This is a genomic window from Terrirubrum flagellatum, from assembly GCF_022059845.1.
GTDB lineage: Bacteria > Pseudomonadota > Alphaproteobacteria > Rhizobiales > Beijerinckiaceae > Terrirubrum > Terrirubrum flagellatum.
Genome location: NZ_CP091851.1, coordinates 2,347,735 through 2,373,999, shown reverse-complemented (window position 1 = coordinate 2,373,999; position 26,265 = coordinate 2,347,735). Strand labels below are relative to the sequence as shown.

At 63.1% G+C, this 26,265-nt stretch carries 25 protein-coding genes; 18 read left to right on the top strand and 7 right to left on the bottom strand.

What is annotated here, in order from left to right; translation table 11 throughout:
* Positions 1-108: 108 nt before the first annotated feature.
* Positions 109-1,347 carry a hypothetical protein gene (locus tag L8F45_RS11455; RefSeq protein ID WP_342363001.1) on the bottom strand — a complete coding sequence of 413 codons (1,239 nt, stop codon included), beginning with the start codon at positions 1,345-1,347 and terminating at the stop codon, positions 109-111.
* Between the two features lie 164 nt (positions 1,348-1,511).
* Between L8F45_RS11455 and L8F45_RS11450 the strand changes: the two genes are divergently transcribed.
* The 9 genes from L8F45_RS11450 to L8F45_RS11410 all read left to right on the top strand — a co-directional run bounded on the left by L8F45_RS11450 (position 1,512) and on the right by L8F45_RS11410 (position 8,371).
* On the top strand, positions 1,512-1,832 hold the full coding sequence (locus L8F45_RS11450) for an ArsR/SmtB family transcription factor (RefSeq protein WP_342363000.1): 321 nt from the start codon (positions 1,512-1,514) through the stop codon (positions 1,830-1,832).
* The gene (locus tag L8F45_RS11445) at positions 1,822-2,283 is read left to right on the top strand and encodes an SRPBCC family protein (RefSeq protein ID WP_342362999.1); all 462 of its coding nucleotides are present in this window, start codon (positions 1,822-1,824) and stop codon (positions 2,281-2,283) included. Before L8F45_RS11450 ends, L8F45_RS11445 begins: the two co-directional genes overlap by 11 nt.
* 46 nt (positions 2,284-2,329) lie before the next feature.
* On the top strand, positions 2,330-2,791 hold the full coding sequence (locus L8F45_RS11440) for an SRPBCC family protein (protein WP_342362998.1): 462 nt from the start codon (positions 2,330-2,332) through the stop codon (positions 2,789-2,791).
* Positions 2,792-2,828: 37 nt separating this feature from the next.
* Entirely contained in the window at positions 2,829-3,290 is a 462-nt protein-coding gene (locus L8F45_RS11435) for an SRPBCC domain-containing protein (RefSeq protein WP_342362997.1), read from the top strand.
* Positions 3,287-3,733, top strand: a complete 447-nt coding sequence (locus tag L8F45_RS11430; protein ID WP_342362996.1) for an SRPBCC family protein — start codon at positions 3,287-3,289, stop codon at positions 3,731-3,733. Before L8F45_RS11435 ends, L8F45_RS11430 begins: the two co-directional genes overlap by 4 nt.
* Before the next feature lie 114 nt (positions 3,734-3,847).
* Positions 3,848-4,882, top strand: coding sequence for an amino acid ABC transporter substrate-binding protein (locus L8F45_RS11425; protein WP_342362995.1), 1,035 nt, complete (start codon positions 3,848-3,850; stop codon positions 4,880-4,882).
* An 80-nt stretch (positions 4,883-4,962) separates the two neighbouring features.
* Positions 4,963-6,168 carry an amino acid ABC transporter permease gene (locus L8F45_RS11420; RefSeq protein ID WP_342362994.1) on the top strand — a complete coding sequence of 402 codons (1,206 nt, stop codon included), beginning with the start codon at positions 4,963-4,965 and terminating at the stop codon, positions 6,166-6,168.
* A complete protein-coding gene (locus tag L8F45_RS11415) occupies positions 6,165-7,229 on the top strand; it encodes an amino acid ABC transporter permease (protein ID WP_342362993.1) in 1,065 nt (354 codons plus the stop codon). The genes L8F45_RS11420 and L8F45_RS11415 overlap by 4 nt, the downstream gene beginning before the upstream one ends.
* Positions 7,230-7,237: 8 nt before the next feature.
* Positions 7,238-8,371: a M20/M25/M40 family metallo-hydrolase gene (locus L8F45_RS11410; protein ID WP_342362992.1), complete on the top strand. Its 1,134-nt coding sequence runs from the start codon at positions 7,238-7,240 to the stop codon at positions 8,369-8,371.
* A gap of 24 nt (positions 8,372-8,395) precedes the next feature.
* Here the strand turns inward: L8F45_RS11410 and L8F45_RS11405 are convergent, their stop codons facing one another.
* Both L8F45_RS11405 and L8F45_RS11400 read right to left on the bottom strand, forming a co-directional pair.
* Positions 8,396-9,058, bottom strand: coding sequence for a VOC family protein (locus L8F45_RS11405; RefSeq protein ID WP_342362991.1), 663 nt, complete (start codon positions 9,056-9,058; stop codon positions 8,396-8,398).
* A gap of 134 nt (positions 9,059-9,192) precedes the next feature.
* A complete protein-coding gene (locus tag L8F45_RS11400; protein WP_342362990.1) occupies positions 9,193-9,516 on the bottom strand; it encodes a nuclear transport factor 2 family protein in 324 nt (107 codons plus the stop codon).
* 60 nt (positions 9,517-9,576) lie between these two features.
* On the opposite strand from L8F45_RS11400, the gene L8F45_RS11395 reads away from it, so the two are divergent.
* A complete protein-coding gene (locus L8F45_RS11395) occupies positions 9,577-9,966 on the top strand; it encodes a winged helix-turn-helix transcriptional regulator (RefSeq protein ID WP_342362989.1) in 390 nt (129 codons plus the stop codon).
* Between the two features lie 15 nt (positions 9,967-9,981).
* On the opposite strand, the gene L8F45_RS11390 is transcribed toward L8F45_RS11395, so the two are convergent.
* Together L8F45_RS11390 and L8F45_RS11385 are read right to left on the bottom strand one after the other, a co-directional pair.
* Positions 9,982-10,605 (bottom strand): LysE family translocator, encoded by a 624-nt coding sequence (locus L8F45_RS11390; RefSeq protein ID WP_342362988.1) that lies wholly within the window; start codon positions 10,603-10,605, stop codon positions 9,982-9,984.
* Positions 10,606-10,672: 67 nt separating this feature from the next.
* On the bottom strand, positions 10,673-11,122 hold the full coding sequence (locus L8F45_RS11385; RefSeq protein ID WP_342362987.1) for an SRPBCC family protein: 450 nt from the start codon (positions 11,120-11,122) through the stop codon (positions 10,673-10,675).
* 167 nt (positions 11,123-11,289) lie between these two features.
* Here L8F45_RS11385 and L8F45_RS11380 point away from each other — a divergent pair, with 167 nt between their 5' ends.
* From L8F45_RS11380 to L8F45_RS11345, 8 genes are all read left to right on the top strand, one after another.
* Complete coding sequence (locus tag L8F45_RS11380; RefSeq protein WP_342362986.1) at positions 11,290-11,637, top strand: hypothetical protein; 348 nt, start codon at positions 11,290-11,292, stop codon at positions 11,635-11,637.
* A gap of 841 nt (positions 11,638-12,478) precedes the next feature.
* Positions 12,479-15,790: a transglutaminase family protein gene (locus tag L8F45_RS11375; RefSeq protein WP_342362985.1), complete on the top strand. Its 3,312-nt coding sequence runs from the start codon at positions 12,479-12,481 to the stop codon at positions 15,788-15,790.
* Positions 15,791-15,797: 7 nt separating this feature from the next.
* Positions 15,798-18,335 (top strand): circularly permuted type 2 ATP-grasp protein, encoded by a 2,538-nt coding sequence (locus L8F45_RS11370; protein WP_342362984.1) that lies wholly within the window; start codon positions 15,798-15,800, stop codon positions 18,333-18,335.
* Positions 18,332-19,210, top strand: a complete 879-nt coding sequence (locus L8F45_RS11365) for a transglutaminase family protein (protein WP_342362983.1) — start codon at positions 18,332-18,334, stop codon at positions 19,208-19,210. Before L8F45_RS11370 ends, L8F45_RS11365 begins: the two co-directional genes overlap by 4 nt.
* Before the next feature lie 167 nt (positions 19,211-19,377).
* Complete coding sequence (locus L8F45_RS11360) at positions 19,378-19,941, top strand: hypothetical protein (protein ID WP_342362982.1); 564 nt, start codon at positions 19,378-19,380, stop codon at positions 19,939-19,941.
* Positions 19,942-20,187: 246 nt separating this feature from the next.
* Positions 20,188-21,558, top strand: coding sequence for an NAD(P)-dependent oxidoreductase (locus L8F45_RS11355; RefSeq protein WP_342362981.1), 1,371 nt, complete (start codon positions 20,188-20,190; stop codon positions 21,556-21,558).
* Positions 21,559-21,583: 25 nt separating this feature from the next.
* Positions 21,584-22,957, top strand: coding sequence for an NAD-dependent dihydropyrimidine dehydrogenase subunit PreA (preA, locus tag L8F45_RS11350; protein WP_342362980.1), 1,374 nt, complete (start codon positions 21,584-21,586; stop codon positions 22,955-22,957).
* Positions 22,958-23,014: 57 nt separating this feature from the next.
* A complete protein-coding gene (locus L8F45_RS11345) occupies positions 23,015-23,524 on the top strand; it encodes a cupin domain-containing protein (protein ID WP_342362979.1) in 510 nt (169 codons plus the stop codon).
* Positions 23,525-23,538: 14 nt separating this feature from the next.
* Here L8F45_RS11345 and L8F45_RS11340 read toward each other — a convergent pair whose 3' ends face one another.
* Positions 23,539-24,789 (bottom strand): M20 family metallo-hydrolase, encoded by a 1,251-nt coding sequence (locus L8F45_RS11340; protein WP_342362978.1) that lies wholly within the window; start codon positions 24,787-24,789, stop codon positions 23,539-23,541.
* A gap of 15 nt (positions 24,790-24,804) precedes the next feature.
* Positions 24,805-26,259: a dihydropyrimidinase gene (hydA, locus tag L8F45_RS11335; RefSeq protein ID WP_342362977.1), complete on the bottom strand. Its 1,455-nt coding sequence runs from the start codon at positions 26,257-26,259 to the stop codon at positions 24,805-24,807.
* Positions 26,260-26,265: the final 6 nt, after the last annotated feature.

Here is a 26,265-nt window from a genome sequence, read left to right as displayed (position 1 = left end):
AGATATCCCGCTGCGGCAAAACGGTCGGGCAGGTCGAACGCGCCAAGGACTGAGCTTTTGACGCGCGCCGATCGCCGCTGAATCTTCCGGCTGCCGCCTCCAGCAGCTCTAGGCGTGCTGGAAGCGGTTGATCATGTTCTGCACATGGTTTTGCTGGGGTATCGACGGCAAGGGCCGATGGACGTGCAAGATGACAGGCCGGGGCGGCCGCGGTGGTGGAACCGGGAGGCCAAGCACAGTCGCGACGTTCGTCTGCATGCCGCCAAACGTTGTGTAGGCGACCTTGCTCCAGTTCGTTCCCGGCATCTTGCGCACCAGCAGGCGCAGGAACGTCTCCATATGCGTCGCCTGCGCCTGGTAATGCCCGTTCTTCTCGTGGATCGCGACGATCCGGCCCTGCTTCACCTGGATCATGCCGGCCGCGAGCACCGGGGCGCCGGCGAGGAAGCTGGTGTGATGGAACTGCCCGCCCATATGGATGCCGGCGTAGAGCACATGCTGCGCGCTGAGCACGAAGCAGGCCCAGCCGCTTGTGAAGCCGATCAGCGCCGCTGAAGGCCATGTCGATGTGTCGAGCGGCTGCTCGATCGCATCGATGAAGACTTTGCGGCGCGGCAGCTTGTGCACGATCATCGCCTGCACGAGCGGCGACATGCGCGAATACATCACGCCATTGTCGAAATTGACCTCGAACAGCGCGCGGAAGATGAGATCGTCATTGTAGTGGACCTCGACTTTCTCGAGATCCTTCTTCACCGACGGCGCCTGCTTGTCGAGATAAGTCCAGAAGGAGCAGGTCTCGTTCGAGTTGAGCCAGGCCTGGAACAGCGGCTTCAATTCCGCGCCGCGGCGATGATCGGTGTCGATCACCTCAAGCCAGTTGTTCACATTGACGCGGATGAAGCCGCTATAGTCCTTGTCGAGATTGCGCGGCGCTTCGAGATGCTTGAGCGGCGGCTGACCGACGCCATCGCCGCGGCCATGCAATGATCCCTTCGGGATCAGCTTCGCGAATGCGCTCTTGGCTGCGGCCCAGTGTTCGAGCGCGCTAAGCGTCTTCACCGCCTGGCTCTGCAACAATGAGATGGCGGGATAGCGAAAGGATTCGCCGTGATCGAGCTTCACGGCTTTCGCATCGATCCAGGCGTCGCACAGCGAGATGATGGCGACGAGAGCGGCTGTGCGCTCCTTGCGCTCCTCGCGCGGGATGACTTCGTAATCCTTCAGCGCCTTGTCGATCTTGAGCAGCGTCTTGTTCTTGCGCAGGGCGAATTTCTTCGCGGTCTTCTCCTTGAAGAGCTTCGCGCCGCCCGGGCGCAGAAAGCTATGCCTGTTGTCATCCGCCATCGTGGCCTCCATCCGGCGCGTCGTTGCGATGGAAGGACGATACGGATAGCGGCGCGGCCGGTTGTGGCATTCGCCACAGTCTGTTCCCGAGGGGACAGCAGCGGAGATTTCGCAGTTCCGCTTGACATGCAACTAAATGGTTGCCTATTATTCCCGCGATGGACATGGACCGGGTCTTCAAGGCGCTGGCGGACCCGAGCCGGAGGGCTCTGCTCGACCGGCTGTTCGCGAAGAATGGCCAGACGCTGAACGAATTGACATCAGGCCTGTCGATGACGCGGCAGGCGGTCACGAAACATCTGACGCTTCTGGAGGAGGCGAACCTTGTCGCCACCGCGCGACGGGGCCGGGAGAAGCTGCACTACCTCAATCCCGTGCCGATCCAGGAAATCGCCGATCGCTGGATCGGAAAATACGAGCGCGGCCGCGTTGACGCGCTGCTCGAAATGAAAAGACGATTGGAAGGAGAAGCCGATGGCGGGTGATCGCTTCGTATATGTCGTCTACATCAAGACGACGGCCGAGAAATTATGGCGCGCGCTGATCGAGCCGGAATTCACCCGCCAGTACTGGGTGCAGTCGGCGCAGGAATCGACATGGGAGATTGGCTCTTCCTGGCGGCTTGTCGATCCTGATGGACGGCTCTGCGACGCAGGCGAGGTGCTGGAGTTCGATCCGCCGCGCCGTCTGGCGGTGAGCTGGCGCAACGAGCTTTTTCCCGAAGCGAAAGCTGAAGGCTTTTCGCGCATGAGCTACGATCTCGAACCGCGCAGCGATGCGGTGAAGCTCACCGTCATCCATGAGATCGACAAGCCGAAGTCCGAACTGATCGCGAAAGTTTCGAACGGCTGGCCGGCCATTCTTTCAAGTCTCAAGAGTCTGCTTGAAACCGGTGAGGCGCTCGAAGAAACGCGCCGCTGGCCGAAGCGGTTGTGACGCCGCCGATCTTCATCAGGGAAAGACAATTGAAAAGGAGACGCCGATGGCCGGCGACCGGTTCGTCTATGTCATTTATATCAGGACCACGCCGGAAAAGCTCTGGCGCGCGCTGATCGAGCCGGAATTCACGCGCCAATATTGGTGCGAGACCTGGATGGAATCCGAATGGAAAGTCGGCGCCTCCTGGAAGATCATGATTCCGGACGGCCGCGTCGGCGATAGCGGCGAAATTCTCGAATTCGATCCGCCTCGACGTCTCGTCGTGTCCTGGCGCAACGAGTTCCTGCCCGATCTGCGCGCCGAAGGTTTTTCCCGCTGCGCCTACGAGATCGAGAAGAAGGATGAGTCCGTCAAGCTGACGCTCACCCATGAGATCGACAGGCCAGGCTCGAAACTCATCGAAGCGGTGTCGAACGGCTGGCCCGCGATCCTGTCGAGCCTCAAGAGTCTGCTCGAAACGGGCGAGCCGCTTGAGGAGACGCGAAGCTGGCCAAAGGAACTGTGACGCGCGCATCGTCGTTTCTCTCGAAACGGAGTGAGCCATGAAAAAGCCTGACGCCATCAACATCATTTTCATCGCTTCGACGCCCGAGAAAGTCTGGGCTGCGCTGACTGACACGGCGCTGAGCAAGAGCTATTTCTTCGGCAATTCCGTCGAACTCGACGCCGAGGTCGGCGGGCGCTTCGTTGTGCGCCAGCCTGACGGCTCGATCGCCGTCGACGGAAAAGTGCTGGCGCTGGAAAAGGCGCGCCTGCTGCGCATCGAATGGAATGTGGTTTCCGTTGCCGAGCTTAAAGACAAGCCGCCGGCGATCATCGAATATCGCGTCGAGAGCGTGGGCGAAGCGGTGAAGCTCTCGGTCTGCGAATTCCATACCTGGGACGTGCCGGAGAAGTTCAAGGAGGCCGGCCGCAATGGCTGGGCGCTGATCCTGTCGGGCGTGAAGTCGATCCTCGAAACCGGAAAACCGTTGCCGACCGTCAAGATGGAGCCGCCGAAATGAGCGAGACGTTTCTCTACACGATCTACATCGATGCGCCTGTCGATCGCATCTGGACGGCGCTCACCTCGGGCGAGTTCACGCGCCAGTATTGGGCTGGCCGTCGGATCGAGAGCTCCTGGGAGAAAGGAGCGCCGCTGCGCTTCTGCATCGAGGACGGCGACGAGGCAGAGGTCTTTGGCGAAGTGCTCGAATGCGATCCGCCGAAGCGCCTTTCCTACACCTGGGCGCGCAAGGCCGAGCCCGGACTGGCGCCGAGCAAAGTGACGTTCGACCTCGATCAGGTCGGCGAAAGCATCAAGCTGACGCTGACGCATGAGCCCTTGTCCGCAAGCAACAATGCGCGCGAGGGCTGGCCCGCCGTTCTCTCGAGCCTCAAGAGCTTCCTCGAGGCGGGCAGGCCGCTCGCGGCGACCGCGCTCTATCGCAAACCTTGCGCCGCCTGAGGCGCGCATGCGCGATTCGCGTCCGGCCGCTGTTCCCCGGGGCGATTGACAAGCGCTGCGCCGCGCCTTCCTCTCGCGCCACGACGCCCCGTCGGGCGACAGGAGGAGAGTTTCATGGCGAGTGGAGTGAAGTTTGGCTGGGCCGCGGCGTTGCTGATCGCGGCCGGCGGCGCCTCGGCGCAGCAGCTTGCGCCGAGCCCGACGCTCGACGCGATCAAGGCGCGCGGCCATCTCGAATGCGGCGTGCATCTTGGCCTGCCCGGATTCTCGTTCGCCAATGACAAGGGCGAATGGTCCGGCCTTGACGTCGACTATTGTCGCGCTCTTGCAGCGGCGATTCTCGGCGACGCGACGAAGGTCAAATACACGCCGACCTCGGTGCAGCAGCGTTGGCCGATCCTGCAATCGGGACAGGTCGATGTCCTCTCGCGCAACACGACAATCACCTTCTCGCGCAACGCTTCGCTCGGCATCAATTTCCAGGGCATCAATTTCTACGAAGGACAGACCTTCATCGTGCGCACCGCCGCCGGCGCCAAGACTCCGAAGGATCTCGATGGCGCCACGATCTGCGTCGCCGCCGGCTCGACCGAGGAGAAGAACGCGGCCGACTGGTATCGCGAGCGCAACATGAAGGTGACGATCGTCAATTTCCAGAAGAATGACGACGCGATCGCCGCCTATGATTCCGGCCGCTGCGACGCCTACACCGCCGGCGTCGGCGCGCTCGCCGGCCAGCGCATCAAGCTGAAGACTCCGGGCGAGCACGCGATCATGTCCGAACTGATCTCGAAGGACCCGCAGGGGCCGGTGACGCGCTATGGCGACGAACGCTTCCAGGCCGTTGTGCGCTGGGTGCTCAACGGGCTGATCACCGCTGAAGAACTCGGCGTGACCTCGGCCAATGTCGACGAGATGAAGGCGAAGTCGCAGAGCGGCGACGTGCGCCGTCTGCTCGGCGTCGAGGGCGGCTTCGGCGCCATGCTCGGCCTCTCCAACGACTGGATGTACAACGCGATCAAGCAGGTCGGAAATTACGGTGAAAGCTTCGAGCGCACGGTCGGGCAGGGTTCGCCGCTGAAATTGCAGCGCGGCTACAACCAGCTCTGGACCAAGGGCGGCCTGCTGTTCTCGCCGTCGTTCCAGTGAGCGGAGCGTCTTTCAACTAGCGCCGTCATGCGCGGGCTTGTCCCGCGCATCCACGTCTTTGTTTTCAACGAAAAGAAGACGTGGATGGCCGGAACAAGTCCGGCCATGACGATGCGAGCTGCATTCGCCTGATGCTCCGCCGCCTTCTCTATGACGCGAAGATCCGCGACGCGATCTATCAGATCGCGCTCGTGATGGGGCTTGTCGCGCTCTCCGTCTGGTTCGTGCGCAACGCGTCCCAGAATCTCGTCAATGCCGGCATCGCCTCGGGTTTCGATTTCCTCTGGCGCACCTCGGGCATCGACGTGCCCTTCGTGCTCACGAATTACACGGCGCAATCGCGCATCATCGATCTCATGTGGGTCGGCGTGGTCAACACGCTGCTGGTCACAATCATCGCGATCATCGGGGCGACTCTGCTCGGCTTCGTGATCGGCCTCGTGCGCCTCAGCCCGCACTGGCTCGCCGCGCGCGTCGCCGGCGCCTACATCGAGGTCGTCCGGAATATTCCGTTGCTGTTCTTCATCCTGTTCTGGTATTTCGGCGTCATCGCCGCGCTGCCGGCGCCGCGACAGTCGATCAGTGTTTTCGGCGTCGCCTTCATCAATAATCGCGGCCTGACGATTCCTGTTCCGATCGACGGTTTCGCCTTTCGCGCGGCGGCGGTCATCACTGTTGCTGCGTTGGTCCTCGCCTGGATCGCCGCGCGCGCCGCTCGCGCCGAGCGCGATCGCTCCGGCAAAACTTCATTCGGTTGGCTCGCGCCTGCGCTGGCGCTCGGCGCGCCGCTGCTGGCCTTCGTCGTCGCGACTCTCATCTCGACCTGGGACGTTCCTGTCCTGCGCGGCTTCAACTATCGCGGCGGTTTCGTGCTGATCCCGGAATTCGCCGCGGTGCTGGCCGCGCTCATCACCTACACCGCAGCTTTCGTCGCCGAGATCGTGCGCGGCGGCGTCGAGGCCGTGCCGGCGGGGCAGAGCGAGGCCGCGAGCGCGCTTGGCCTCACCACGGCGCAGCGCTTGCGCCTCGTCATCATTCCGCAGGCTTTGCGCGTGATGACGCCGCCCATGACGAGCCAGTATCTCAACGTGCTGAAGAATTCGTCCTTCGGCGCCGCCATCGCGTTCCCCGAGCTGGTCAGCGTCTTCATGGGCTCGGCGCTGAATAATACGGGCCAGGCGATCGAGATCATCGCCATCACGCTTGCGCTCTATCTGGCGATCGGGCTCGCCGTGTCCGCCTTCATGAACTGGTACAATGCGCGCATCCGGCTGGTGACGCGATGAGTGCGAGGCTGAATATCTGGCGCGCGCGCCTGTTCTCCGGACCGCTGACGAGTCTTGTCACGATCGCAATATTTGCGCTGATTGTCGCGATCGGCTGGCCGCTGCTTCGCTGGGCCGTGCTCAATGCGGATGTGAGCGGCGCGACGCGCGCGGATTGCACGAGCGGCGGCGCTTGCTGGGTGTTCGTCAAGCAGCGCTTCGGCCAGTTCATGTATGGCTTCTATCCCGTCGATCAGCGCTGGCGCATCGATCTCTGGGCGATCGTCTCGATCGCGAGCGTCGCGTTGCTGCTCTGGAAAAACATGCCGCGGCGCGGCTGGTTCGCGCTCGTGGTGATTCTGATCTGGCCGCCGCTTGGCGTCTGGTTGCTCGGCGGCGGGTTTGGTCTGCAGCCGATCGAGACGCGGCAATGGGGCGGGCTCACGCTCACCATGTTCCTTGCGATCTATGCCGGCCTGATCGCGATCCCGCTTGGGATTCTGCTCGCGCTTGGCCGCCAGTCGCGCCTGCCGGTCGTGCGCCTGATCTCGATCATCTTCATCGAATTCTGGCGCGGCGTGCCGATCATCGCCGTGATTTTCCTCGCATCTTTGCTGCTGCCGCTGATCATGCCGTCAGGCGTTGGCGTCGATCGTCTCGCGCGCGCGGTGATCGGACTCGCTTTCGTTATATCAGCCTATATGGCGGAGGCGGTGAGGGGCGGCCTGCAGGCCATCCCGACCGGCCAGCACGAGGCTGCAAAAGCGCTCGGCCTGAACTACTGGAAGGCGACCGGCTTCATCATTCTGCCGCAGGCGCTGCGCATATCGCTGCCGGCGATGACGAATGAGTTCATCGCGCTGTTCAAGAACACGACTTTGGTTCTCGTCGTCTCGATCCTCGATCTGCTTGGCGTGGCGCAGGCGTCGCTCGCCGATCCCAGCTGGGTCGGTTACAGCATGGAGGCCTACGCCTTCACCGGCCTGATCTACTGGCTGATCTGCTTTGCGCTGTCGCGCTTCGCGAAATCGCTGGAGACGAATCCGGGCCAGTCGCGCCACCGCATGCAGGACGCTCAATAGGAACCGTCATGGACATCACGAAGCTGCCGTTCGACGTCGATGATCTGCTCGCGCGTCTTCGCCCTTGGGTCGAATGCGAGAGCCCGACCTATGACGCTCATCGCGTCAACGCGATGATGGATTTCGCTTCGCGCGAATGCGCGCTGTCAGGCGCGCGCATCGAGCGCATCGCCGGCCGCATGGGCTTCGGCGACTGCGTGCGCGCGACATTCGCCTTCGGCGAGAAAGACAAGCCGGGCATATTAATCATGGGCCATCTCGACACGGTCCATCCCGTCGGCACGCTGAAGAAGCTACCATGGCGGCGCGACGGCGAGCGCTGCTACGGACCCGCGATCTTCGACATGAAGGGCGGCAATTTCATCGCGCTCGAAGCGGTGCGCATGATCCGGCGCCTCGGCCTGTCGCCGTCGCTGCCTGTCACGTTCCTGTTCACCAGCGACGAGGAGGTCGGCAGCCCCTCGACGCGCGACATCATCGAGGCCGAGGCCGCGCGCCACAAATATGTGCTGGTGCCGGAGCCTGGCCGCGCCGACAGCGGCGTCGTCACCGGGCGCTATGCGATCGCGCGATTCAACCTCGAAGCGATCGGCCGTCCAAGTCATGCCGGCGCGACCCTGAAGGACGGCCGCTCCGCCATCCGCATCATGGCGGAGATGATTCCCGCGATCGAAGCGATGACGACGGACGCCTGCACCTTCAGCGTCGGCGTTGTGCATGGCGGGCAATGGGTGAATTGCGTGTCGAGCTCCTGCGAAGGTCAGGCGCTCAGCATGGCCAAGCGGCAGGCCGATCTCGACAGCGGCGTCGAGCGCATGCTGGCGCTGACGAAGGGCGATGAACAGACCGGCCGCTTCATCGTCACGCGCGGCGTCACGCGTCCGGTGTGGGAGCCGAACGCGAAAACGATGGCGCTTTATGAAACCGCGAAGCGTCTCGCGCGCCAGATCGGCGTCGATCTCAGCCACGAGAGCGCTGGCGGCGGTTCGGATGCGAATTTCACCGGTAATCTCGACATCGCCTCGCTCGATGGATTGGGAGTCTCCGGCGCCGGCGCGCATACGCTTGGCGAGCACATCATCGTCGACAGCCTGCCGCGGCGCGGCAAGCTGCTCGCGGGATTGCTGATGGAATTGGGGTGAGACGATCGCATCGTGATTCCTGGATCAGACGTCCGTCGCCGGCCCTGCGAACAAGATGAGGTTGCCGTCGAGATCGCGAATGATGAAATCGCGCGCGCCCCAGGGCTCGGTCTTCAGCGGCTGGAGAAAGTCGACCGCCGCCATTTGAAATTCGAGAAACAACGCCTTGATTTTCGCGGCGGAGTCGACGGTGAAGGCGGCCGACAGCAATTGTTCCCGTTCCCGGATATCGCCGGCGAAAACCGGTTCGCAAACGAGCCGCAGGCACAGGCGCGCGCGGTCCCGTTCCACAAGCCCGTAGAAAGGCGGTTCGCCATAGGCGAATTTCAGGGTGAATCCGAGTTTCCGGATATAGAAATCTCGTGCGCGCTGGAAATCGGCGACATAGACCATCGCTTCGGCCGCGCCGATGTCTGGTTTCAGCGGCATCTTCGGAGACAACGCTTTGTCGTCTGGCATAGCTGACAGTCCTGCTTTCAGCGCCGTCCAGCTCTCATAGCCAAGCTTTCGCGCCACCAGCTCCTGCGCGTCGCCGAGTTTGAACGGCGCGTCCAGGATTTGGTGATCGCTCAAGTTTTGAAAGCGTGGCAAAGCGGTTCTGATTTCGGCGGCGACAGGATGATGCTTGTCGCGATGCCAGCGCAGAAACTGCTTGGCCTGCTTTCGGAGGTTGTCGAGATTGGGCATGGGCGCGTTTGGGTTGGATGACGTAGGCGGGCATCGCCCCTTCGGCCTTGGCCGTCGCGCCCTACAGTAGCTCGATCAGGATGGCGGAATCCGGCGGCGAAAGTCAAGTTCATGACCCGCCGCCATCTCGTCGCTCACGCGCCGATCTCCAGCCGCGCGATCTTCCCGCCCGACAGTTTGAACGCGTAACGCAGCATCGCGGGGCTGCCGGGAAAATCGCCTGACACCAGCGCGGAGACGATGAGCCGCCCCTTGTCGTCTGTGACGTCCTTGATCTCGGCGCTGACCTGATATTTGCGCGTCGTATGCTCCATCCAGGCGCGGATCGCTGCGAGTCCACGATGCTCTTCGCCCTCGTCCTTCACGCTGGCGTTCGCATCGAAAGAGGCGAGCATACCGTCGATGTCTTTCCGGTTCTTGGCGGCGAAGTAGTTGGAGATGGGTTCGGAAATGTTCATGGCGATCTCCTCTGGCGACGCGCCGTTGCGGTCAGTCCCATCTGGAAATAGGCTGCGCTGATGACAAGAACGCACGAAAAAGTCAGGGACTTACCTGGAAGTAAGCGCGTCTCGCCAACCGCCGCCTCCGCAGCGAAACGCGTCGAGGAGGTGCTGGCTTTCATCGACGGGCGCTGGAAGCTCGAAATTCTCTTTCGCCTGTTCGGCGGCAAGGTGCTGCGCTTCTCCGAGCTGGAGAAATCGATCCCGGGCGTGTCGCAGAAGATGTTGATCCAGCAGCTCAGACAGATGGAGACTGACGGCATGGTGCGCCGCGTCGTCTATCCCGAGGTTCCGCCCAAGGTGGAGTACGCATTGACCGAATGGGGGCAGAGCTTGTGTCCCTGCCTTGACGCGCTGCTGAAATGGGCGGCCGCGCGCGAAGAGCAGGACGCGTCAGCCGCGGAGTGATTTCCGCCAACTCGCTCAGCGATCGGCCGCGAGCTTCACGCCGAACAGGATGAAAAATCCGCCGGTGACGCGGTCGATCGCGTGACGCGCGCGCCGATAGCCGTCCGCCAGCGGCTTCGCCGTGAATACGCGCGCGACGAACGCATACCAGCCGACCGACACGCCAATCATCACCGCGATCACGGCGAAGCTCAGCGCGAGCGGTGGCTCCGCAGGCATCGTCGTCGCGAAGATGCTGGCGACGGAGACGGCCGAGCGCGGATTGGCGATCGTCGTCGCAAGGCCAAGTTTGAAGGCGGAGAGCTTGAGCGGCGTGTTGATCGCGAGATCGTCGCCTGAGCCATTGGCGCGCCAACTGCGCCAGATGAGCTGCGCGCCCATGAAGATGAGATAGGCCGCGCCCATGAGCTTCAGCGTGAGATGCATCCAGGGCGCGGCGATGAAGAGCGCCTGCACGCCGAAACATCCCGCAGCGCCCCAGATCAGCGTGCCGACGCCGATGCCGGCGACGGCCTGCATGCCCTCGCGTCGCGAGCGCGCGATGGCGATGCGCGCCGTCATCAGGAAGTTCGGGCCGGGCGAGACCGCGGCGAACGCCCAGAGAAGGGCGACGGAGCCAAGAAGATGCAAATAATCCATGGTGACGACCAAAATGCAGGTTCGCCACTATAGACAACTCGCTAACGCCGCGAACAGCAGAAATCGCCTAGAGCTGCGCGCTTTTATCGGCCATGAAGTCGCGCAGCGCGCCGAGCCAGACGGCGAAGCCGTTCTGCTCGAAATGTCTCACCCATGTCTCGCGCTCGTCCGCGGCGCAGTCGAACGTCGCCTCCCATTCGACGAAGGCTCTGTCGTCGGCGACGACAGGCGTGACGCGGATCGTCGCGACATAATCCTGTACGGGAAAAGGCGGCGGCGAGGCGAACGCGTAGCTGTAGCAGCGTTCGGCGTCGGAATGCGCGAGCATGATCTGCCGCAGCGTGTTCGCGCCTGATATCACGCGTCGCACCGCGCCGACCTGATCGCCGCGCTTTCCCTCTTCGATGATGGTTTCGCTCGTCACGCCCGCCCAGGCGCAATGGTTGAACGGCCGGATCACGGCCCAGACCTGATCGGCGGAGTGATCGAGCACGATGCTGTAATAGGATTTCGCCATCGGGAAATCTCCTTCGTTGGCGATATCTTCTTTCGCCAGCGAATGCGCCGCGACCCGTTTCCTGCGATGCGGCGCGCGCAAACGTCGCAGCGATCGCCGCTGGATAGCGAAGCGGCGCGCGTTAAAGTCGCATCGAGGGGCTCGCTTTCGACCATGTCGGAGGAGCCATGGCTGACGCCAGCGCCAGTTCGTCGCGCAACTGGACGATCTTTCTCGTTATCTCGATTTATCTCATCGCCATTTTTCTCTGGCGATTCTTCGTTCCCGCGCATGAATATCCAAGGCCTCCGTCGCGCTGGCTCGATATTGGGCTTGATGCGCTTCTGCTCGTCGGACTGATCGGATTGCGCGCCACCTCTCCGGCGTTCCGCGAAGGCGACGACCGCCGGGGTCTCGGCAATATCCTGTTCTGGATCGCGCTCGTCGCCGGCCTTGGCTTGTTCGCCATCCGGCTCTCGGGTCCGGATTCCTGGGCGACGGGTCACAGGCTTTACTGGATCGTGGTGCGATATTGAGAAGGCGATGGCGGAATAGGACTTGACGCCTACTGATTATAGTCCTACGTTCATCGCATCCTCTCCCACACGGGGCGTCTCGCGAGCGTTTCGGGATGCGGGAGGGGAGCGGCGGCGGCTGTGACGTGTGGAGTAACGCCCCTCGTTGCGGCAAGGCCGGGCCCAAAATGTGAGGTCGTGCAGCGGTCAAGGACAGACCGCCGGCGCAGTCGTCGGCCACCGCGGAGGCTTCCCGACAGGGGAGCCTCTTACAGTGAAAGAGGCGCTGCGCAGGAGAAAGGGAAGGCCAGAATGTCCGCCTTCCCGCGCCCTTGCAGAGCAAGCCTGAAAACGCCGCGCGCGGGGCGGTCGGTTCGCCACCTTCTGGCGACTGGCTCCTCACAACACCTTTTGCGCGCTGCCGCCAGTAGCGCGCGAACCACACCGCCCGCGCCCCCTGTGGGGGCGAGATGCGAAGCAAGAGGCAGAGAGATCAGAGCTGGAGAGGAACGGAGCCGTGCGAAGGCGCGGGCGACGATGCTGCGCATCGCGCCGGGAATTGGCGCGCACCCTCCCCTTGAGGGGGAGGGTCGATCCGAGCGTCCGCGAGGATCGGGGTGGGGTGAACTTCAAGCCGTATCGATCACCCCACCCCGGCGTCGCTTCGCTCCGCCGACCCTCCCCCTCAAGAGGAGGGTGAACGCAAATGCCGAAGCGCCGCACCCGACGACAAAGCTTCGCTTCGCGCGGAATGACGGACTGAATGAGCGCAGGCGCCCCGCGCCCAGTCGCCCCCCAGCACGGGACTTGCTTGCCCCCGATTCCTGGTCTTGGCTCGGGAAAAGGGTAAGGGGTTCAAAGAGTGGCCATTCTCGCCGGCATCCATCACCTGACGCATTACAAGTATGACCGGCCGGTGTCGCTTGGGCCCCAGGTGATCAGGCTCCGGCCGGCGGCCCACAGCCGCACGAAGGTGCCGAGCTATTCGCTGAAGGTCACGCCCGAGAATCACTTCATCAACTGGCAGCAGGACCCGCACGGCAACTGGCTCGCGCGCTTCGTGTTTCCGGAGAAGGCGACGGAGCTGAAGATCGAGGTCGATCTCATCGCCGAACTCTCGATCGTCAATCCCTTCGACTTCTTCGTCGAGAGTTACGCCGAGACCTATCCCTTCGATTACGCGCCGGAGCTCAAGGCCGATCTCGCGCCCTATCTCGCGACCGATATCGCCGGCCCGCTGCTGACGGATTTCATCGCCGGCCTGCCGAAAGGGCCGATGAATACGGTCACATTCCTTGTCGATCTTAATTCGCGTCTCCAGCAGGCGGTGAATTACGTCATCCGCATGGAGCCCGGCGTGCAGTCGCCTGAGGAGACGCTGGGCGGAAAATCCGGCTCCTGCCGCGACAGCGCCTGGACGCTGGTGCAGACGCTGCGCCATCTCGGCCTCGCCGCGCGCTTCGTGTCCGGCTACCTCATTCAGCTCAAGGCCGACATCGATCCGATCGAAGGGCCGAAAGGCACCGACAAGGATTTCACCGATCTGCACGCCTGGGCGGAAGTGTATCTGCCCGGCGCCGGCTGGATCGGCATGGACGCGACGTCCGGCCTGCTGACGGGCGAAGGGCATATTCCCGTTGCGGCGACGCCGCATTTCTCGACCGCGGCGCCGATCACCGGCCTCGTCGATCCCGCGAACATCGAATTCGCGTTCGACATGAAGGTCACGCGGCTTGCGGAGGCGCCGCGCATCACCGCGCCGTTCAACGACGAGTCCTGGACGAAGCTCGATGCGCTCGGCGAAAAGGTCGACGCCGAGCTTGTCGCCGGCGATGTCAGGCTCACCATGGGCGGCGAGCCGACCTTCGTTTCGATCGACGATTTTGAATCGCCGGAATGGAACACGGCCGCCGTCGGCCCGACCAAGCGCGGCCTCGCAGACAATCTCATTCGCCGTTTGCGTCAGCGTTTCGCGCCCGGCGGCGTGCTGCATTACGGCCAGGGCAAATGGTATCCCGGCGAATCCCTGCCGCGCTGGGCTTTCTCGCTTTACTGGCGCAAGGATGGAAAACCCGTCTGGCGCAACGCTGATCTGATCGCGCCTGAATCCGTCGAGAAGAAAGCGAGCATCGCCGACGCGAATGCGGTCGCGGAGAATGTCGCGACCTCGCTCGGCCTTGCGCATGATGACGCGATCCCCGCTTACGAAGATCCCGGCGAATGGATTTTGAAGGAAGCCAATCTTCCAGAAAATGTCGCGCCCGAGGATTCAAAACTCGCCGATCCCGAAGAGCGCGCGCGTTTCGCCCGTGTGTTCGAGCGTGGCCTGAATAATCCCAGCGGTTTCGTGCTGCCGGTGCAGCGCTGGAACGCGGCGGCGAACGACAGGCGCTGGCGCAGCGAGAAGTGGAAATTCCGTCGCGGCAAGCTGTTTCTGGCGCCCGGAGATTCTCCGGTTGGATTCCGTCTGCCGCTGAATTCGTTGCCCTGGGTTCCGCCGCAGCAGCGCCATCAGCTCTTCGATCGCGACTTGATCGCGCCATTGCCGCCGCTGCCTGAGCCGGGCGATTTCCATCATCAGCAGGCGATCGCGACGCCGGGCGATGGCAGCGCGCAGCGGCAGGACATCACGGAGCAACAGATCAGCGCGGACTCCGTGCGCACTGCGCTCGCGATCGAGCCGCGCGACGGAATCCTCTGCGTGTTCATGCCGCCGGTCGAGACGATCGAGGATTATTTCGAACTGCTCGAAGCGGTGGAGGCGAGCGCGGAGAAAACGGGACTACCCGTTCACATCGAGGGCTATCCGCCGCCGCATGATCCGCGCGTGAACGTCATTCGCGTCACGCCAGATCCCGGCGTGATCGAGGTGAACATCCAACCGGCGGGAAGCTGGCGCGAAGCGGTCGACATCACGCGCAGCGTCTATGAGGAGGCGCGCCAGTGCCGCCTCGGCGCCGACAAGTTTATGATCGACGGCCGCCACACCGGCACCGGCGGCGGCAATCATGTCGTGCTCGGCGGCTCGTCTCCGCCGGACAGTCCGTTCCTGCGCCGGCCGGATCTGCTGAAGAGTCTGATCCTCTACTGGCAGCGCCATCCCTCGCTGAGCTATTTGTTCTCGGGGCTGTTCATCGGGCCGACGAGTCAGGCGCCGCGCTTCGATGAAGCGCGCCATGAATCACTCTACGAACTTGAAATTGCGATGGCGCAGGTGCCGAAGCCGGGCGATGGCGTGTCGCCGCCCTTCTGGCTGCCGGATCGGTTGTTCCGCAATCTGCTCGTCGATGTCTCCGGCAACACGCATCGTTCGGAAATCTGTATCGACAAGCTCTATTCGCCCGATGGTCCGACAGGCCGTCTCGGCCTGATCGAATTTCGCGGCTTCGAGATGCCGCCGGACGCGCGCATGTCGCTGGCGCAACAGCTTCTCGTGCGCGCTCTCATCGCCTGGTTCTGGAAAGACCCGCAGGAGGGCGAACTCGTTCGCTGGGGCACGAGCCTGCATGATCGCTTCATGCTGCCGCACTTCGTCTGGGAGGATTTCCGATCGGTTCTCGCCGATCTCAATCACGCCGGCTTTGCTTTCGATCCCGCCTGGTTCGAGGCGCAACGCGAATTCAGATTCCCGTTCTACGGGCAGGTCGAGCAGGGCGGCGTCACGCTCGAATTGCGACAGGCGCTCGAACCCTGGCATGTGCTCGGCGAAACCGGCGCCGCGGGCGGCACGGTGCGCTTCGTCGATTCATCCGTTGAGCGTTTGCAAGTGAAGGCGACGGGCCTGACGCAAGGGCGTCATGTCATCACCTGCAACGGCCGCGTCGTGCCGCTTGCTGGAACGGGCGTCCCCGGCGAAGCGGTCGCCGGCGTGCGTTACAAGGCGTGGCAACCGGCGTCGGGACTGCATCCGACGATTCCCGTCCACGCGCCGCTGACTTTCGACATCGTCGACGTCTGGACGAAGCGCTCGCTCGGCGGCTGCGTCTATCACGTCGCTCATCCCGGCGGCCGCAACTACGAAACATTCCCTGTGAATTCCTACGAGGCCGAAGCGCGTCGGCTGGCGCGATTCATGGATCATGGCCATACTCCCGGCCTCATCGAGGTCCGGTCTGCGACGCGGCCCGGCGAGTTTCCACTTACGCTGGACCTGCGCCGGCCAGAATTAATGTGAGCGTGCGATGTCAGCCGTGAGCCCGGCCGCGCGGAAAGAGACGGAGACGAGACGCGAGCGCATTCGCGCGCTGATGTCAGGCTATCGTCCGCTGCGCGGCGTGCCCGATGAACTGCTTGGCCCTGACGGCCAGCCGCGCGCGCACTGGATGCGCTTCCTCGACGGGCTGCTGACGCTGCCGCCGCAGGATATCGAGCGGCGTTTCGATGCGTCCGATCAGCACATCCGCGATTCCGGCGTGTCGTATCGGACCTGGAGCGACAGCGGCGATCCGCTCATCAATGAGCGCGCCTGGCCATTGAGCCATGTCCCGCTCGTTCTGCCTGAAGCGGAGTGGAAAGCGATCGAAGCGGGAGTGGCGCAGCGCGCGCAGCTTCTCGAAGCGCTGCTCGCCGACATCTATGGCGAGGGAAAACTCATAGCCGACGGCTCGCTGCCGGCGGCCGCCGTGACAGGCAGCGCCGAGTTCCTGCGGCCGATGCATGGCGTGAAGCCGCAAGGCGGCCGCTATCTCGGCCTCTACGCCGCTGATCTCGGCCGAGGACCTGATGGTCGCTGGTGGGTGCTTGGCGATCGCACGCAGGCGCCGTCCGGCGCCGGCTACGCGCTTGAAAATCGCGTCGCCCTGTCGCGCGCATTCCCCGAACTCTATCGCGAGATGAATGTAGAACGGCTGGCGCCGTTCTTCCGCGGGCTGCATACGGGTCTGGCGTCGATGGGACGACGCGCCGAGCCGCGCATCTGTCTGCTCACGCCCGGGCCGCTGAGCGCGACCTATTTCGAGCACGCCTATCTCGCGCGCTATCTCGGTCTTCTGCTGGTCGAAGGCGGCGATCTCGTCGTGCGGCAGGGACAAGTTCATATCCGCACCATCGCTGGATTGAAGCGCGCTGACGTGATTCTACGCCGCATCGATGCGGATTATGCCGACCCTCTCGAACTCAACGCGAACTCTCAACTCGGCGTGCCCGGCCTGATGGAGGCGGTGCGAGCGGGAAGCGTCGCGCTTGCGAACGCGCTTGGCTCCGGCGTGCTCGAATCGAACGCGCTGATGAGCTTCATGCCCAGTTTGAGCCAAGCTCTGATTGGCGAAGATCTCCTGCTTCCCAACATCGCGACATGGTGGTGCGGGCAGGAGAGGGAGCGCCGCGCCGTTCTCGATCGTCTCGACGAGATGGCGATCGCCGGCGCGTTCAGTCCCGGCGTGCCCGGATTTTCCGGCGGCGAACCCGTCATCGCCGGCGCGCTCGACGCGGAGCAACGCGCGAAGCTCGCGCGCGCCATCGACGAGCGCGGCATTGATCTCGTCGGCCAGGAGATCGTGCATCTCTCGACCATGCCGACATGGCAGGATGGCGCGCTCACGCCGCGTCCCTTCGTGTTGCGCGTGTTCGCCGCCGCGACGCCGGACGGTTGGAAGGTCATGCCTGGCGGCTTCTGTCGTATCTCCGATCAGCGCGATGCGCGCGCGGTGTCGATGGGCGACGGCGTGCAGTCCGCCGATGTCTGGATTCTCGCGGACAAGCCGGTCGAACAGATGTCGCTGCTGCCGACGGCGGAGAATGTCCGCATCCGTCGCATCATGGGCAATCTGCCGAGCCGGGCCGCTGACAACATGTTCTGGCTTGGCCGTTATCTCGAACGCACTGAAGCGACGCTGCGCGTCATTCGCTGCATGGCGGGCCAGCTCATCGAAAGCGGCGCCGATCGTGACGCGCCGAAGCGCGCGCCGCAGAAGCTCGCGGAGCTGCTGACCGCATGGGGCGCGCTGCCTGAGAAGAAAACCCATACGGCGACGGCGGCGCTTGCCCTGTCGGCGCTGCAAAGCGGCGCGGATTATGGCTCGGCGCTGTCGCTGTCGCGCGCCGCGCGCCGCGCAGCCTCAGTGGTGCGCGAAAGGCTATCGCTCGATGCGTGGCAATTGCTGCATCAGCTTCAGGAACGGTTGGAGCAGCCTGCGCCGGCCGGCATCTCCGAGGCTGAAATATTCGATCGCGCGCGCGGCGCCTTGCATGTGATGTCGGCTCTCTCCGGTCTCACGCAGGAGAACATGAATCGCGTCGCCGGATGGCGCTTCCTCGATGTCGGCCGACGCATCGAACGCGCCGTCAACACCTGCCGCTTCGTGCGCCAGTTCTCGGCGGAGAATGCGCCCTCAAGCGATCTCGACGCGCTGCTCGATCTCTGCGATTGCCAGATCACCTATCGCCAGCGCTATCTCGCAGGCCTCGCCATCGCGCCGGTGCGCGATCTCGCGATCCTTGATCCCTACAATCCGCGCTCGGTGGCGTTCCAGGTCGATCGGCTCGACGAGCATCTCGCTGTCCTGCCAGCGCTCTATGACGACGGCATGCTTGAGCCGCAGCGTCGCATCGTGTCGCGTCTTGCGGCCGAACTGCAGACAACGGAGGCGCGCAATCTCGACCACATGGCGATCCTGGCGTTCGAGCAAAATCTGCTCAGCCTCTCGGACGCGGTGAGCACGCGCTATTTCCTGCAGGGGCCGCATGCCGCGCGCGCCGGTCAGGTGACGGGATTGGCGTGATCTACGACATCACGCATGTGACGTCTTACACCTATGGCGTCCCGGTCACCTTCGCGCGGTGCAGCCTCAGGCTGACGCCGCTGTCAGGTCCTGGCCAGCAGGTGTTGAGCGCACAGATTTCGGTCGATCCAAAGCCGGCGAGCGTCGCCGAGCGCGCCTGCTTCTTCGGCAATCGCGTGACGGTCATGACGATCGACGCGGAGCACGAGGAAATCAGCTTCACCGCGCGCGCGCGTGTCGATGTCAGGCGCGGAGCATTGCCGCAGGCTTTACCGCAGGAGACGCTCGAAGCCGTGCGCGCGCAAGCCGCGGGTGTCGCCAGCGTCGCGAGCCTGTCGCCGGCGCATTTCCTGTTTCCGAGTCATCGCGTGCCGCGTTACGCGCCTGTTATCGACTATGCCCGGGAAAGTTTCGCCGAGGGTCGCTCTGCGCTCGACGGAGCGCTTGATCTGATGCGGCGCATCCGGCGCGACTTCAAATATGATCCCGATGCGACGAAGGTGTGGACGCCGCTTTCACAGGCGTTCGAGGGGCGCGGCGGCGTGTGTCAGGATTTCGCGCATATCATGATCGCGGGATTGCGCGGCCTCGGCGTGCCTGCGGCTTATGTCAGCGGCTATCTCCGCACCATTCCACCGCCGGGAAAGAAGCGTCTCGAAGGCGCAGACGCGACGCATGCATGGGTGAGCGTCTGGTGCGGTCAGCGCGTGGGGTGGATTGGCCTCGACCCCACAAACGCCATACCCGCAGGCGATGATCACATCGTGCTCGCGACAGGCCGCGACTATGCCGACGTGGCGCCGATCGACGGTATCCTTCTCGGCGCCGGCGATCAGGATGTGAAAGTCGCCGTCGACGTCATTGCGGTCGAATAAGCAACTTATCTTTTTCAATCTCTTCGCCGCGCGCGATGGAATTTGTGTGATGAATGTTTGGCTTTGCGCATCGCGTTGAGGTTCTGCGATTTCGAAGCAGCGGTCGACAGCGAGTAGGCTGCCTGAAGATTGATTGCAAAGGAAGAAGAAATTTGGAGAGGGTTTAAATGGCCAAGGCAAGCCTTAAAGGCGCGATCATCACTCAGACGATCGCTGCGCTCGTCTTCGTTGGCGCGCCGATCCTCATTACGCTTATTGCGCCGTTCACTGATGTTGCGATCCAAAAGACGGGGTCAACCGCCAGGGTCGCGGTGACGCGCTATGTTCTTATGTTTATTCCCTGGCAAAAAAGAGAGATCGAGCATGTAAAGGAGTTGCGCGCGGATGTGACGGCGGAATTCCGCTATAAAAATACAGCCGAAAATCGGCGCATGGGCCGGGCAGGCGCCGTGAGCCATTCAACAGGCCAATTCGCGATTGTCAGCGATGGGCCAGAAGTCGTTGTGCAGGCTTCGCCAGAACTCGCGGTTGAGACGGAGGCGAAGTTTGATCGCTTTATGGCTGAGCAGAATCCTGCGCCGCTCAGGATATCCGTCTACGCTTCATGGTGGTTGTCCTATGTGCTCGGAGGCGTCGCAACCGCATTTGCAGCGCTCTATCTCTGCGGCGCATTTCTCGCGATCGTCACCTTTCCCTTTAAGACGAGCTTCAAAACTTCAACGAAGAGCTAGCGCGTCGCTGACGGCCGTTGCGGGATCGAGATGCTGCGCAAAGTCGCAGGCCGGGCGCTTCGGCTGCTCGAGAAAAATTTCGGTCAATTCGAGAAAAATCAGATTGGGCGGATCTCGCCCAGGAGACGCTCAACTCACGCGTCGAGGAGCGAGCGGGATCGCAGCTCCACTCTTTGGAATCATTCCATTGACAGGCTCTCTCTGTTTTGATCATATGGTCAAATCTGTCCGGGGAGAGAGGGCGAGATGAGCGGATCAGCCTGGGAAAAGGGGCCTGACATCGCAGCGGGCCGCCTCGCGGAAGCCGACTACGCCGCCAATTTCGCCGACCTTCATCCCGCGTTCGACAAGCATGAAGCGATCGTCGCCTCAGAGCGCTGCCTTTATTGCTACGACGCGCCTTGCATGAATGCGTGCCCGACGAAGATCGATATTCCGCTCTTCATCCGGCAGATCGCCAACGCCAACGCGCTCGGCGCGGCAAAGACGATCCTCGATGCGAACATTATGGGCGGCATGTGCGCGCGCGTGTGTCCGACTGAAACGCTGTGCGAGGAAGCCTGCGTGCGCGAGCACGCCGAAGGCATGCCGGTCGAGATCGGGCGCTTGCAGCGCTACGCGACGGACGCGCTCTTCAAAACCGGCAAGCAGATCTACAAGCAGGACGCGCCGACGGGATTCAAGATTGCTGTTGTCGGCGCCGGTCCTGCAGGATTGAGCTGCGCGCACGCGCTGGCGCGGCAGGGCCACGCGGTGACGATCTTTGAAGCGCGGCCGAAGGCTGGCGGCCTCAATGAATATGGCATCGCCGCGTACAAGACGGTCGATGAATTCGCGGCGCGCGAAGTCGATTACATCCTCGGCGTTGGCGGCATTGCGATCGAATATGGCTCGCGGCTTGGCGACAATCTGAAACTCGCTGATCTCCGCGCGAAATTCGATGCGGTGTTCCTCAGCATCGGCCTTGGCGGCGTGAATGCGCTGGGCGTCGACCATGCCGGCGTGAAAGGCGTCGAGGATGCGGTCGCTTTCATCGCGCGCTTGCGGCAGACGAAAGACAAGTCCGAGGTCGCGATTGGCCGCCGCGTCGTTGTCGTCGGCGGCGGCATGACCGCGATCGATATGGCGAGCCAGGCGAAACGCCTTGGCGCGGAAGAGGTGACGATCGTCTATCGCCGCGACGCCGCCGCGATGAAGGCGAGCGATTTCGAACAGGAACTGGCGCAAACCGACGGTGTGCTGATCCGTCATTGGCTGCGGCCTGTCGGCGTGAAGCACGCAAATGGTCATGTCAGCGGCGTCGAGCTTGCTTACACCAGAGACGAGAATGGCAAGCTCGTCGATGACGGCCGCAAGCTTGCGCTCGATTGCGATCAGCTTTTCCTCGCGATCGGCCAGACCTTGCTGGGCGCCGAGATCGGCGACGGCGCGCTGACGCTGGAAGGCGGCCGCATCAAGATCGATGTCGAACGCAAGACGTCGCTCGACGATGTCTGGGCCGGCGGCGACTGTGTCGCAGGCGGACAGGATCTGACCGTCGCCGCTGTCGAGGACGGCAAGCAGGCGGCGATTTCGATCGGCCGCGGGCTGAAATCCCGCGTCTCGGTCGCGGCTTAACGTTCACACGTTGAAGGAGGTTTGAATGGCCGATCTTCGCGTCGACTTCTGCGGAATCAAATCGCCGAATCCGTTCTGGCTCGCTTCGGCGCCGCCGACCGACAAGGCCTACAACATCGAGCGCGCCTTCAGAGCGGGATGGGGCGGCGCAGTCTGGAAAACGCTTGGCGAGGACGGGCCGCCGGTCGTCAACGTCTCCGGCCCGCGCTACGGCGCCTGGCACGCGCCTGATCGCCGCGTCATGGGGCTCAACAACAACGAGCTCATCACCGATCGTCCGCTCTCCGTGAACCTCCGCGAGATCAAGGAGGTCAAGCGCAACTGGCCCGATCGCGCACTGATCATCTCGCTGATGGTGCCGTGCGAGGAAGACAGCTGGAAGAAGATTCTGAAGCATGTCGAGGACACCGAAGCTGATGGCGTCGAGCTGAATTTCGGCTGTCCGCATGGCATGTCCGAGCGCGGCATGGGCGCGGCCGTCGGCCAGGTGCCGGAATATGTCGAGATGGTCGCGCGCTGGTGCAAGCAACACACGCGCATGCCTGTCATCGTGAAGCTGACGCCTAATATCTCCGACATCCGTAAGCCGGCGGAGGCCGCGATGCGCGGCGGCGCCGATGCGGTGTCGCTGATCAACACGATCAATTCGGTGATGGGCGTTGATCTCGACAACATGACGCCGTTTCCCAATGTCGGGGGACAGAGCACCCATGGCGGCTATTGCGGCCGCGCGGTGAAGCCGATCGCGCTCAACATGGTGGCGGAGATCGCGCGCTCTGAAGTCACGCGCGGACTGCCGATCTCGGGCATTGGCGGCATTGAGAACTGGCGTGACGCCGCCGAATTCATGGCGCTCGGAGCTGGAACGGTGCAGGTCTGCACCGCCGCGATGGTCTATGGCTTCCGTATTGTCGAAGAGATGAGCGCTGGCCTCTCCGCTTTCATGGACGAGCGCGGCTATCGCAGCGTGTCCGACCTCGTTGGGCTCGCCACGCCGAAGGTGACGGATTGGCAGCATCTCAATCTCGACTATGTCGTGAAGGCGGAGATCGATCAGGATCTCTGCATCAAGTGCGGCCGCTGCCACATCGCCTGCGAGGACACGTCGCATCAGGCGATCACGCATCTGGTCAATGGCGTGAGAAAATTCGAGGTGATTGAGGAGGAATGCGTCGGCTGCAATCTCTGCGCCGTCGTGTGCCCGGTCGACAATTGCATCACGCTGACGCCGCGCCCGGCCGGCTATGTCGATCCGCGCACCGGATTGCAGGTCGGCGGCCACCGCACCTGGAAGGAGCATCCGAACAATCCGATGGCCTCGGCGCCGATGCCGAAGGAGCCGGTCGAGAAGCCGCGCAGCACGCATGCGCATGAATACGAGTTCGTTCCCGCGGAATAGACGCGGCGCGCATTCCCGCTCATGATCGCCCGAACAGGATTCGTTCGGGTGCCCCCCATGGCGAAGAAGATTGATGTCGCGACGCTCGTCGCCAACGTCGGAACATTCTATCCGCCGCCATACGATGAACCCTGCGTTTCGCGCGAAAGGACGAAGCTCGGCGATCCCGCGGGCCTGACGCAATTCGGCGTGAATCTGCTGCGCCTTCCTCCCGGCGCGTGGTCGAGCCAGCGGCACTGGCAGACGGAGTCCGACGAATTCGTCTATGTCCTCAGCGGCGAGGTGACGCTCGTCACCGATGACGGCGAAGAGATTCTGCGCCCGGGCGACGCCGCCGGATTCAAAGCGGGCGATCCCAATGGGCATTGTCTGCAGAACCGAACGCAGTTCGACGCATTCTGCATCGAAGTCGGAACGCGCATCCCGGGCGACGGCGCGATCTATCCCGACATCGACATGATCTCGCCGGCTCAGGGAAAGCCGGCGATGTATGTGAAGCGCGATGGAACGCCCTATCCCGACATCAAGCGGCGCTCGAAGAAGGTCGATCCCGCCCCACTGAAATAAGAAGCGGCGGGCGCTTATCCCTCAAGCCGCCGATCATATTCCAGCACGGCTTCAAGCAACACTTGCGCGCCCGCCGCGCATTCGTCGATGGTGCTCGATTCCGATTCATTGTGGCTGACGCCGCCGGCGCAGGGCACGAAGATCATCGTCGTCGGCGCGACGCGCGCGATATAGGCGGCGTCATGGCCTGCGCCCGACACCATGTCGCGCATGGCGAAGCCTGACTTCTCCGCGCCGTGCCGCACGCACGCAATCAATTCAGGCGCGAACTTCACCGCCGGCGAATCCCAGATGCGCTTTTCGTCATAGGCGAGCTTCAGCGGCTCCATCACATCTTTCAACGCCGCGCGGAACTTCGCTTCCATCGCGTCGAGAACCTTGTCGTCGGGATGGCGGAAATCGATGGTGAAGAACACTTCGCCGGGGATAACATTGCGCGAATTTGGCCGGTTCTCGATGAGCCCGACCGTGCCGACCGCATCAGGCGCATGCTCCTGCGCGATCCGGTCAACCGCGTCGATCACGCGCGCGGCGCCCAGCAGCGCGTTCTTGCGCAACCGCATCGGCGTCGCGCCGGTATGCGCGTCCTGTCCTGTCACCGTTACTTCATACCAACGCATGCCCTGAACGCCGGTGACGACGCCGATCATCTTCGCTTCGTCTTCGAGGATCGGTCCCTGCTCGATATGCAACTCGAACATCGCGCCGAGTTTGTGGCCGCCCGCCTTCTCCACGCCCTTGTAGCCGATGCGCTCGAGCTCATCGCCATATTTAACGCCGGCGCGATCCTCGCGCGACCAGGCGAAGTCCGAGTTGAACACGCCGGCGAATACGCCTGACGCCAGCATCGCCGGCGCGAAACGCGAACCTTCCTCGTTCGTCCAGTTGACGAGCTCGATCGGCGCATGGGTGACATAATTCGCGGCGTGCAGCGTCCGCATCGCTTCAAGCCCGCCGAGCACGCCGAGCACGCCATCGAACTTGCCGCCGGTCGGTTGCGTGTCGAGATGCGAGCCCATGCAGATCGGCGCGAGGTCATTGTTGCGGCCGGCGCGCCTCGCGAACATGTTGCCGACCTCGTCGACCGTGACGACGCAGCCCAATGCTTCGCATTGCGCCTTGAACCAGTCGCGCACGCGCTTGTCCTCATCGGTCAGCGTCAGGCGCTTGATTCCCCCCTTTGGCGTGCCGCCCATCTTGGCGGTCTCCATGAGAGAATCCCACAGGCGCTGAGGATCGATCGTAAGATTGGTGGCGGCGGTCATGGCAGTCTCAATCGTTCACGGCGTGACGGAGTCACGCGCGACAGGCTTGGAGCTTGTCAGTTCGCGCCAGGTCGCGTTGGCGACATGGACGGCGGGGAAGGCGGGCCGCGGCACATAGGCCCCGTCGCCCGCTTTGGCGCGCACGTCGCCTTCCTTCCACGCGATCTTGCCGCGCGACAGCACGACCTTCGCGAGGCCCGTGCATTGATAGCCTTCGAACACATTATATTCGATGCGGCTCATCTGCTTCTTCGCCGTGATCGTCTTCGTCGCCTTGGGATCCCACACGATCACGTCGGCATCGGCGCCAACGGACACGGAGCCCTTCTTCGGAAAGACATTGAGGATGCGCGCGATATTCGCGGAGGTCGCGGCGACGAATTCTTCCGGCGTCAGTCGCCCCGTGTTGACGCCGGCGGTCCAGAGCACGGCGAGCCGATCTTCAAGGCCGCCGGTGCCGTTCGGGATCTTCGTGAAATCATCGAGGCCCGTGCGCTTCTGCTCATCGGTGAAGGCGCAGTGATCGGTCGCCACCACCTGCAGCGCGCCGGATTGCAGCGCGGCCCAGAGAGCATCCTGGTTTTTCTTGTCGCGGAATGGCGGCGACATCACGCGCCGCGCCGCATGCTGCCAGTCCTTGTTCTGATATTCGCTCTCGTCGAGCACGAGATGCTGGATCAGCGGCTCGCCATAGACGCGTTTGCCCTGCGCGCGGGCGCGCGCGATCGCCTCCTGCGCCTCGCGGCAGGAGGTATGGACGATGTAGACGGGACAACCCGCCATGTCGGCGATCATGATCGCGCGATTGGTCGCTTCGCCCTCGACTTCAGGCGGCCTGGAATAGGCGTGCGCTTCGGGGCCGGTGACGCCTTTCGCCAGATATTCCTGCTGCAGGCGCGCCACGACGTCGCCATTCTCGGCGTGGACCAGCGGCATGGCGCCGAGTTGCGCGCAGCGACGGAACGAGTTGAACATCTCGTCATCATTCACCATCAGCGCGCCCTTGTAGGCCATGAAATGCTTGAAGGTGTTGATGCCGTAGGTTTTGACGACCGCATCCATCTCGTCATGCGTCTGCTTGCTCCATGACGTGATCGCCATGTGGAAGCCATAGTCGCTCGCGGCCTTCTCCGACTTGTGACGCCATTCCTGATAGGCCGCTGCGAGCGACTGGTTCGAACCCGGCAGACAGAAATCGACGACCATCGTCGTGCCGCCGGAAAGCGCCGCAAGCGTGCCGGATTCGAAATCATCCGCCGACGTCGTGCCCATGAAGGGCATCTCAAGATGAGTGTGGGGATCGACGCCGCCTGGCATCACAAAAGCGCCGCCGGCGTCAATGATTTCTGCGCCGGCAGGCGCGTCTATTTTTTCCGCGATCCCGACGATCGAGCCGTCATCGATCAGCACATCGGCGCGCCGCCGATGATCGTGATTCACCACCATTCCGCCGCGGATCAGGATCGTCATGGTCGT

Bases quoted from the DNA above. Each gene is read 5' to 3' on its own strand.
- L8F45_RS11370 (WP_342362984.1), top strand. From the start codon at position 15,798: ATGTCAGCCGTGAGCCCGGCCGCGCGGAAAGAGACGGAGACGAGACGC.
- L8F45_RS11390 (WP_342362988.1), bottom strand. From the start codon at position 10,605: ATGGATTATTTGCATCTTCTTGGCTCCGTCGCCCTTCTCTGGGCGTTC.
- L8F45_RS11355 (WP_342362981.1), top strand. From the start codon at position 20,188: ATGAGCGGATCAGCCTGGGAAAAGGGGCCTGACATCGCAGCGGGCCGC.
- L8F45_RS11385 (WP_342362987.1), bottom strand. From the start codon at position 11,122: ATGGCGAAATCCTATTACAGCATCGTGCTCGATCACTCCGCCGATCAG.
- L8F45_RS11340 (WP_342362978.1), bottom strand. From the start codon at position 24,789: ATGACCGCCGCCACCAATCTTACGATCGATCCTCAGCGCCTGTGGGAT.
- hydA (WP_342362977.1), bottom strand. From the start codon at position 26,259: ATGACGATCCTGATCCGCGGCGGAATGGTGGTGAATCACGATCATCGG.
- L8F45_RS11455 (WP_342363001.1), bottom strand. From the start codon at position 1,347: ATGGCGGATGACAACAGGCATAGCTTTCTGCGCCCGGGCGGCGCGAAG.
- L8F45_RS11360 (WP_342362982.1), top strand. From the start codon at position 19,378: ATGGCCAAGGCAAGCCTTAAAGGCGCGATCATCACTCAGACGATCGCT.
- L8F45_RS11395 (WP_342362989.1), top strand. From the start codon at position 9,577: ATGACAAGAACGCACGAAAAAGTCAGGGACTTACCTGGAAGTAAGCGC.
- L8F45_RS11450 (WP_342363000.1), top strand. From the start codon at position 1,512: ATGGACCGGGTCTTCAAGGCGCTGGCGGACCCGAGCCGGAGGGCTCTG.
- L8F45_RS11435 (WP_342362997.1), top strand. From the start codon at position 2,829: ATGAAAAAGCCTGACGCCATCAACATCATTTTCATCGCTTCGACGCCC.
- L8F45_RS11380 (WP_342362986.1), top strand. From the start codon at position 11,290: ATGGCTGACGCCAGCGCCAGTTCGTCGCGCAACTGGACGATCTTTCTC.
- L8F45_RS11445 (WP_342362999.1), top strand. From the start codon at position 1,822: ATGGCGGGTGATCGCTTCGTATATGTCGTCTACATCAAGACGACGGCC.
- L8F45_RS11430 (WP_342362996.1), top strand. From the start codon at position 3,287: ATGAGCGAGACGTTTCTCTACACGATCTACATCGATGCGCCTGTCGAT.
- L8F45_RS11400 (WP_342362990.1), bottom strand. From the start codon at position 9,516: ATGAACATTTCCGAACCCATCTCCAACTACTTCGCCGCCAAGAACCGG.
- L8F45_RS11440 (WP_342362998.1), top strand. From the start codon at position 2,330: ATGGCCGGCGACCGGTTCGTCTATGTCATTTATATCAGGACCACGCCG.
- L8F45_RS11405 (WP_342362991.1), bottom strand. From the start codon at position 9,058: ATGCCCAATCTCGACAACCTCCGAAAGCAGGCCAAGCAGTTTCTGCGC.
- L8F45_RS11425 (WP_342362995.1), top strand. From the start codon at position 3,848: ATGGCGAGTGGAGTGAAGTTTGGCTGGGCCGCGGCGTTGCTGATCGCG.
- L8F45_RS11345 (WP_342362979.1), top strand. From the start codon at position 23,015: ATGGCGAAGAAGATTGATGTCGCGACGCTCGTCGCCAACGTCGGAACA.
- L8F45_RS11410 (WP_342362992.1), top strand. From the start codon at position 7,238: ATGGACATCACGAAGCTGCCGTTCGACGTCGATGATCTGCTCGCGCGT.
- L8F45_RS11415 (WP_342362993.1), top strand. From the start codon at position 6,165: ATGAGTGCGAGGCTGAATATCTGGCGCGCGCGCCTGTTCTCCGGACCG.
- preA (WP_342362980.1), top strand. From the start codon at position 21,584: ATGGCCGATCTTCGCGTCGACTTCTGCGGAATCAAATCGCCGAATCCG.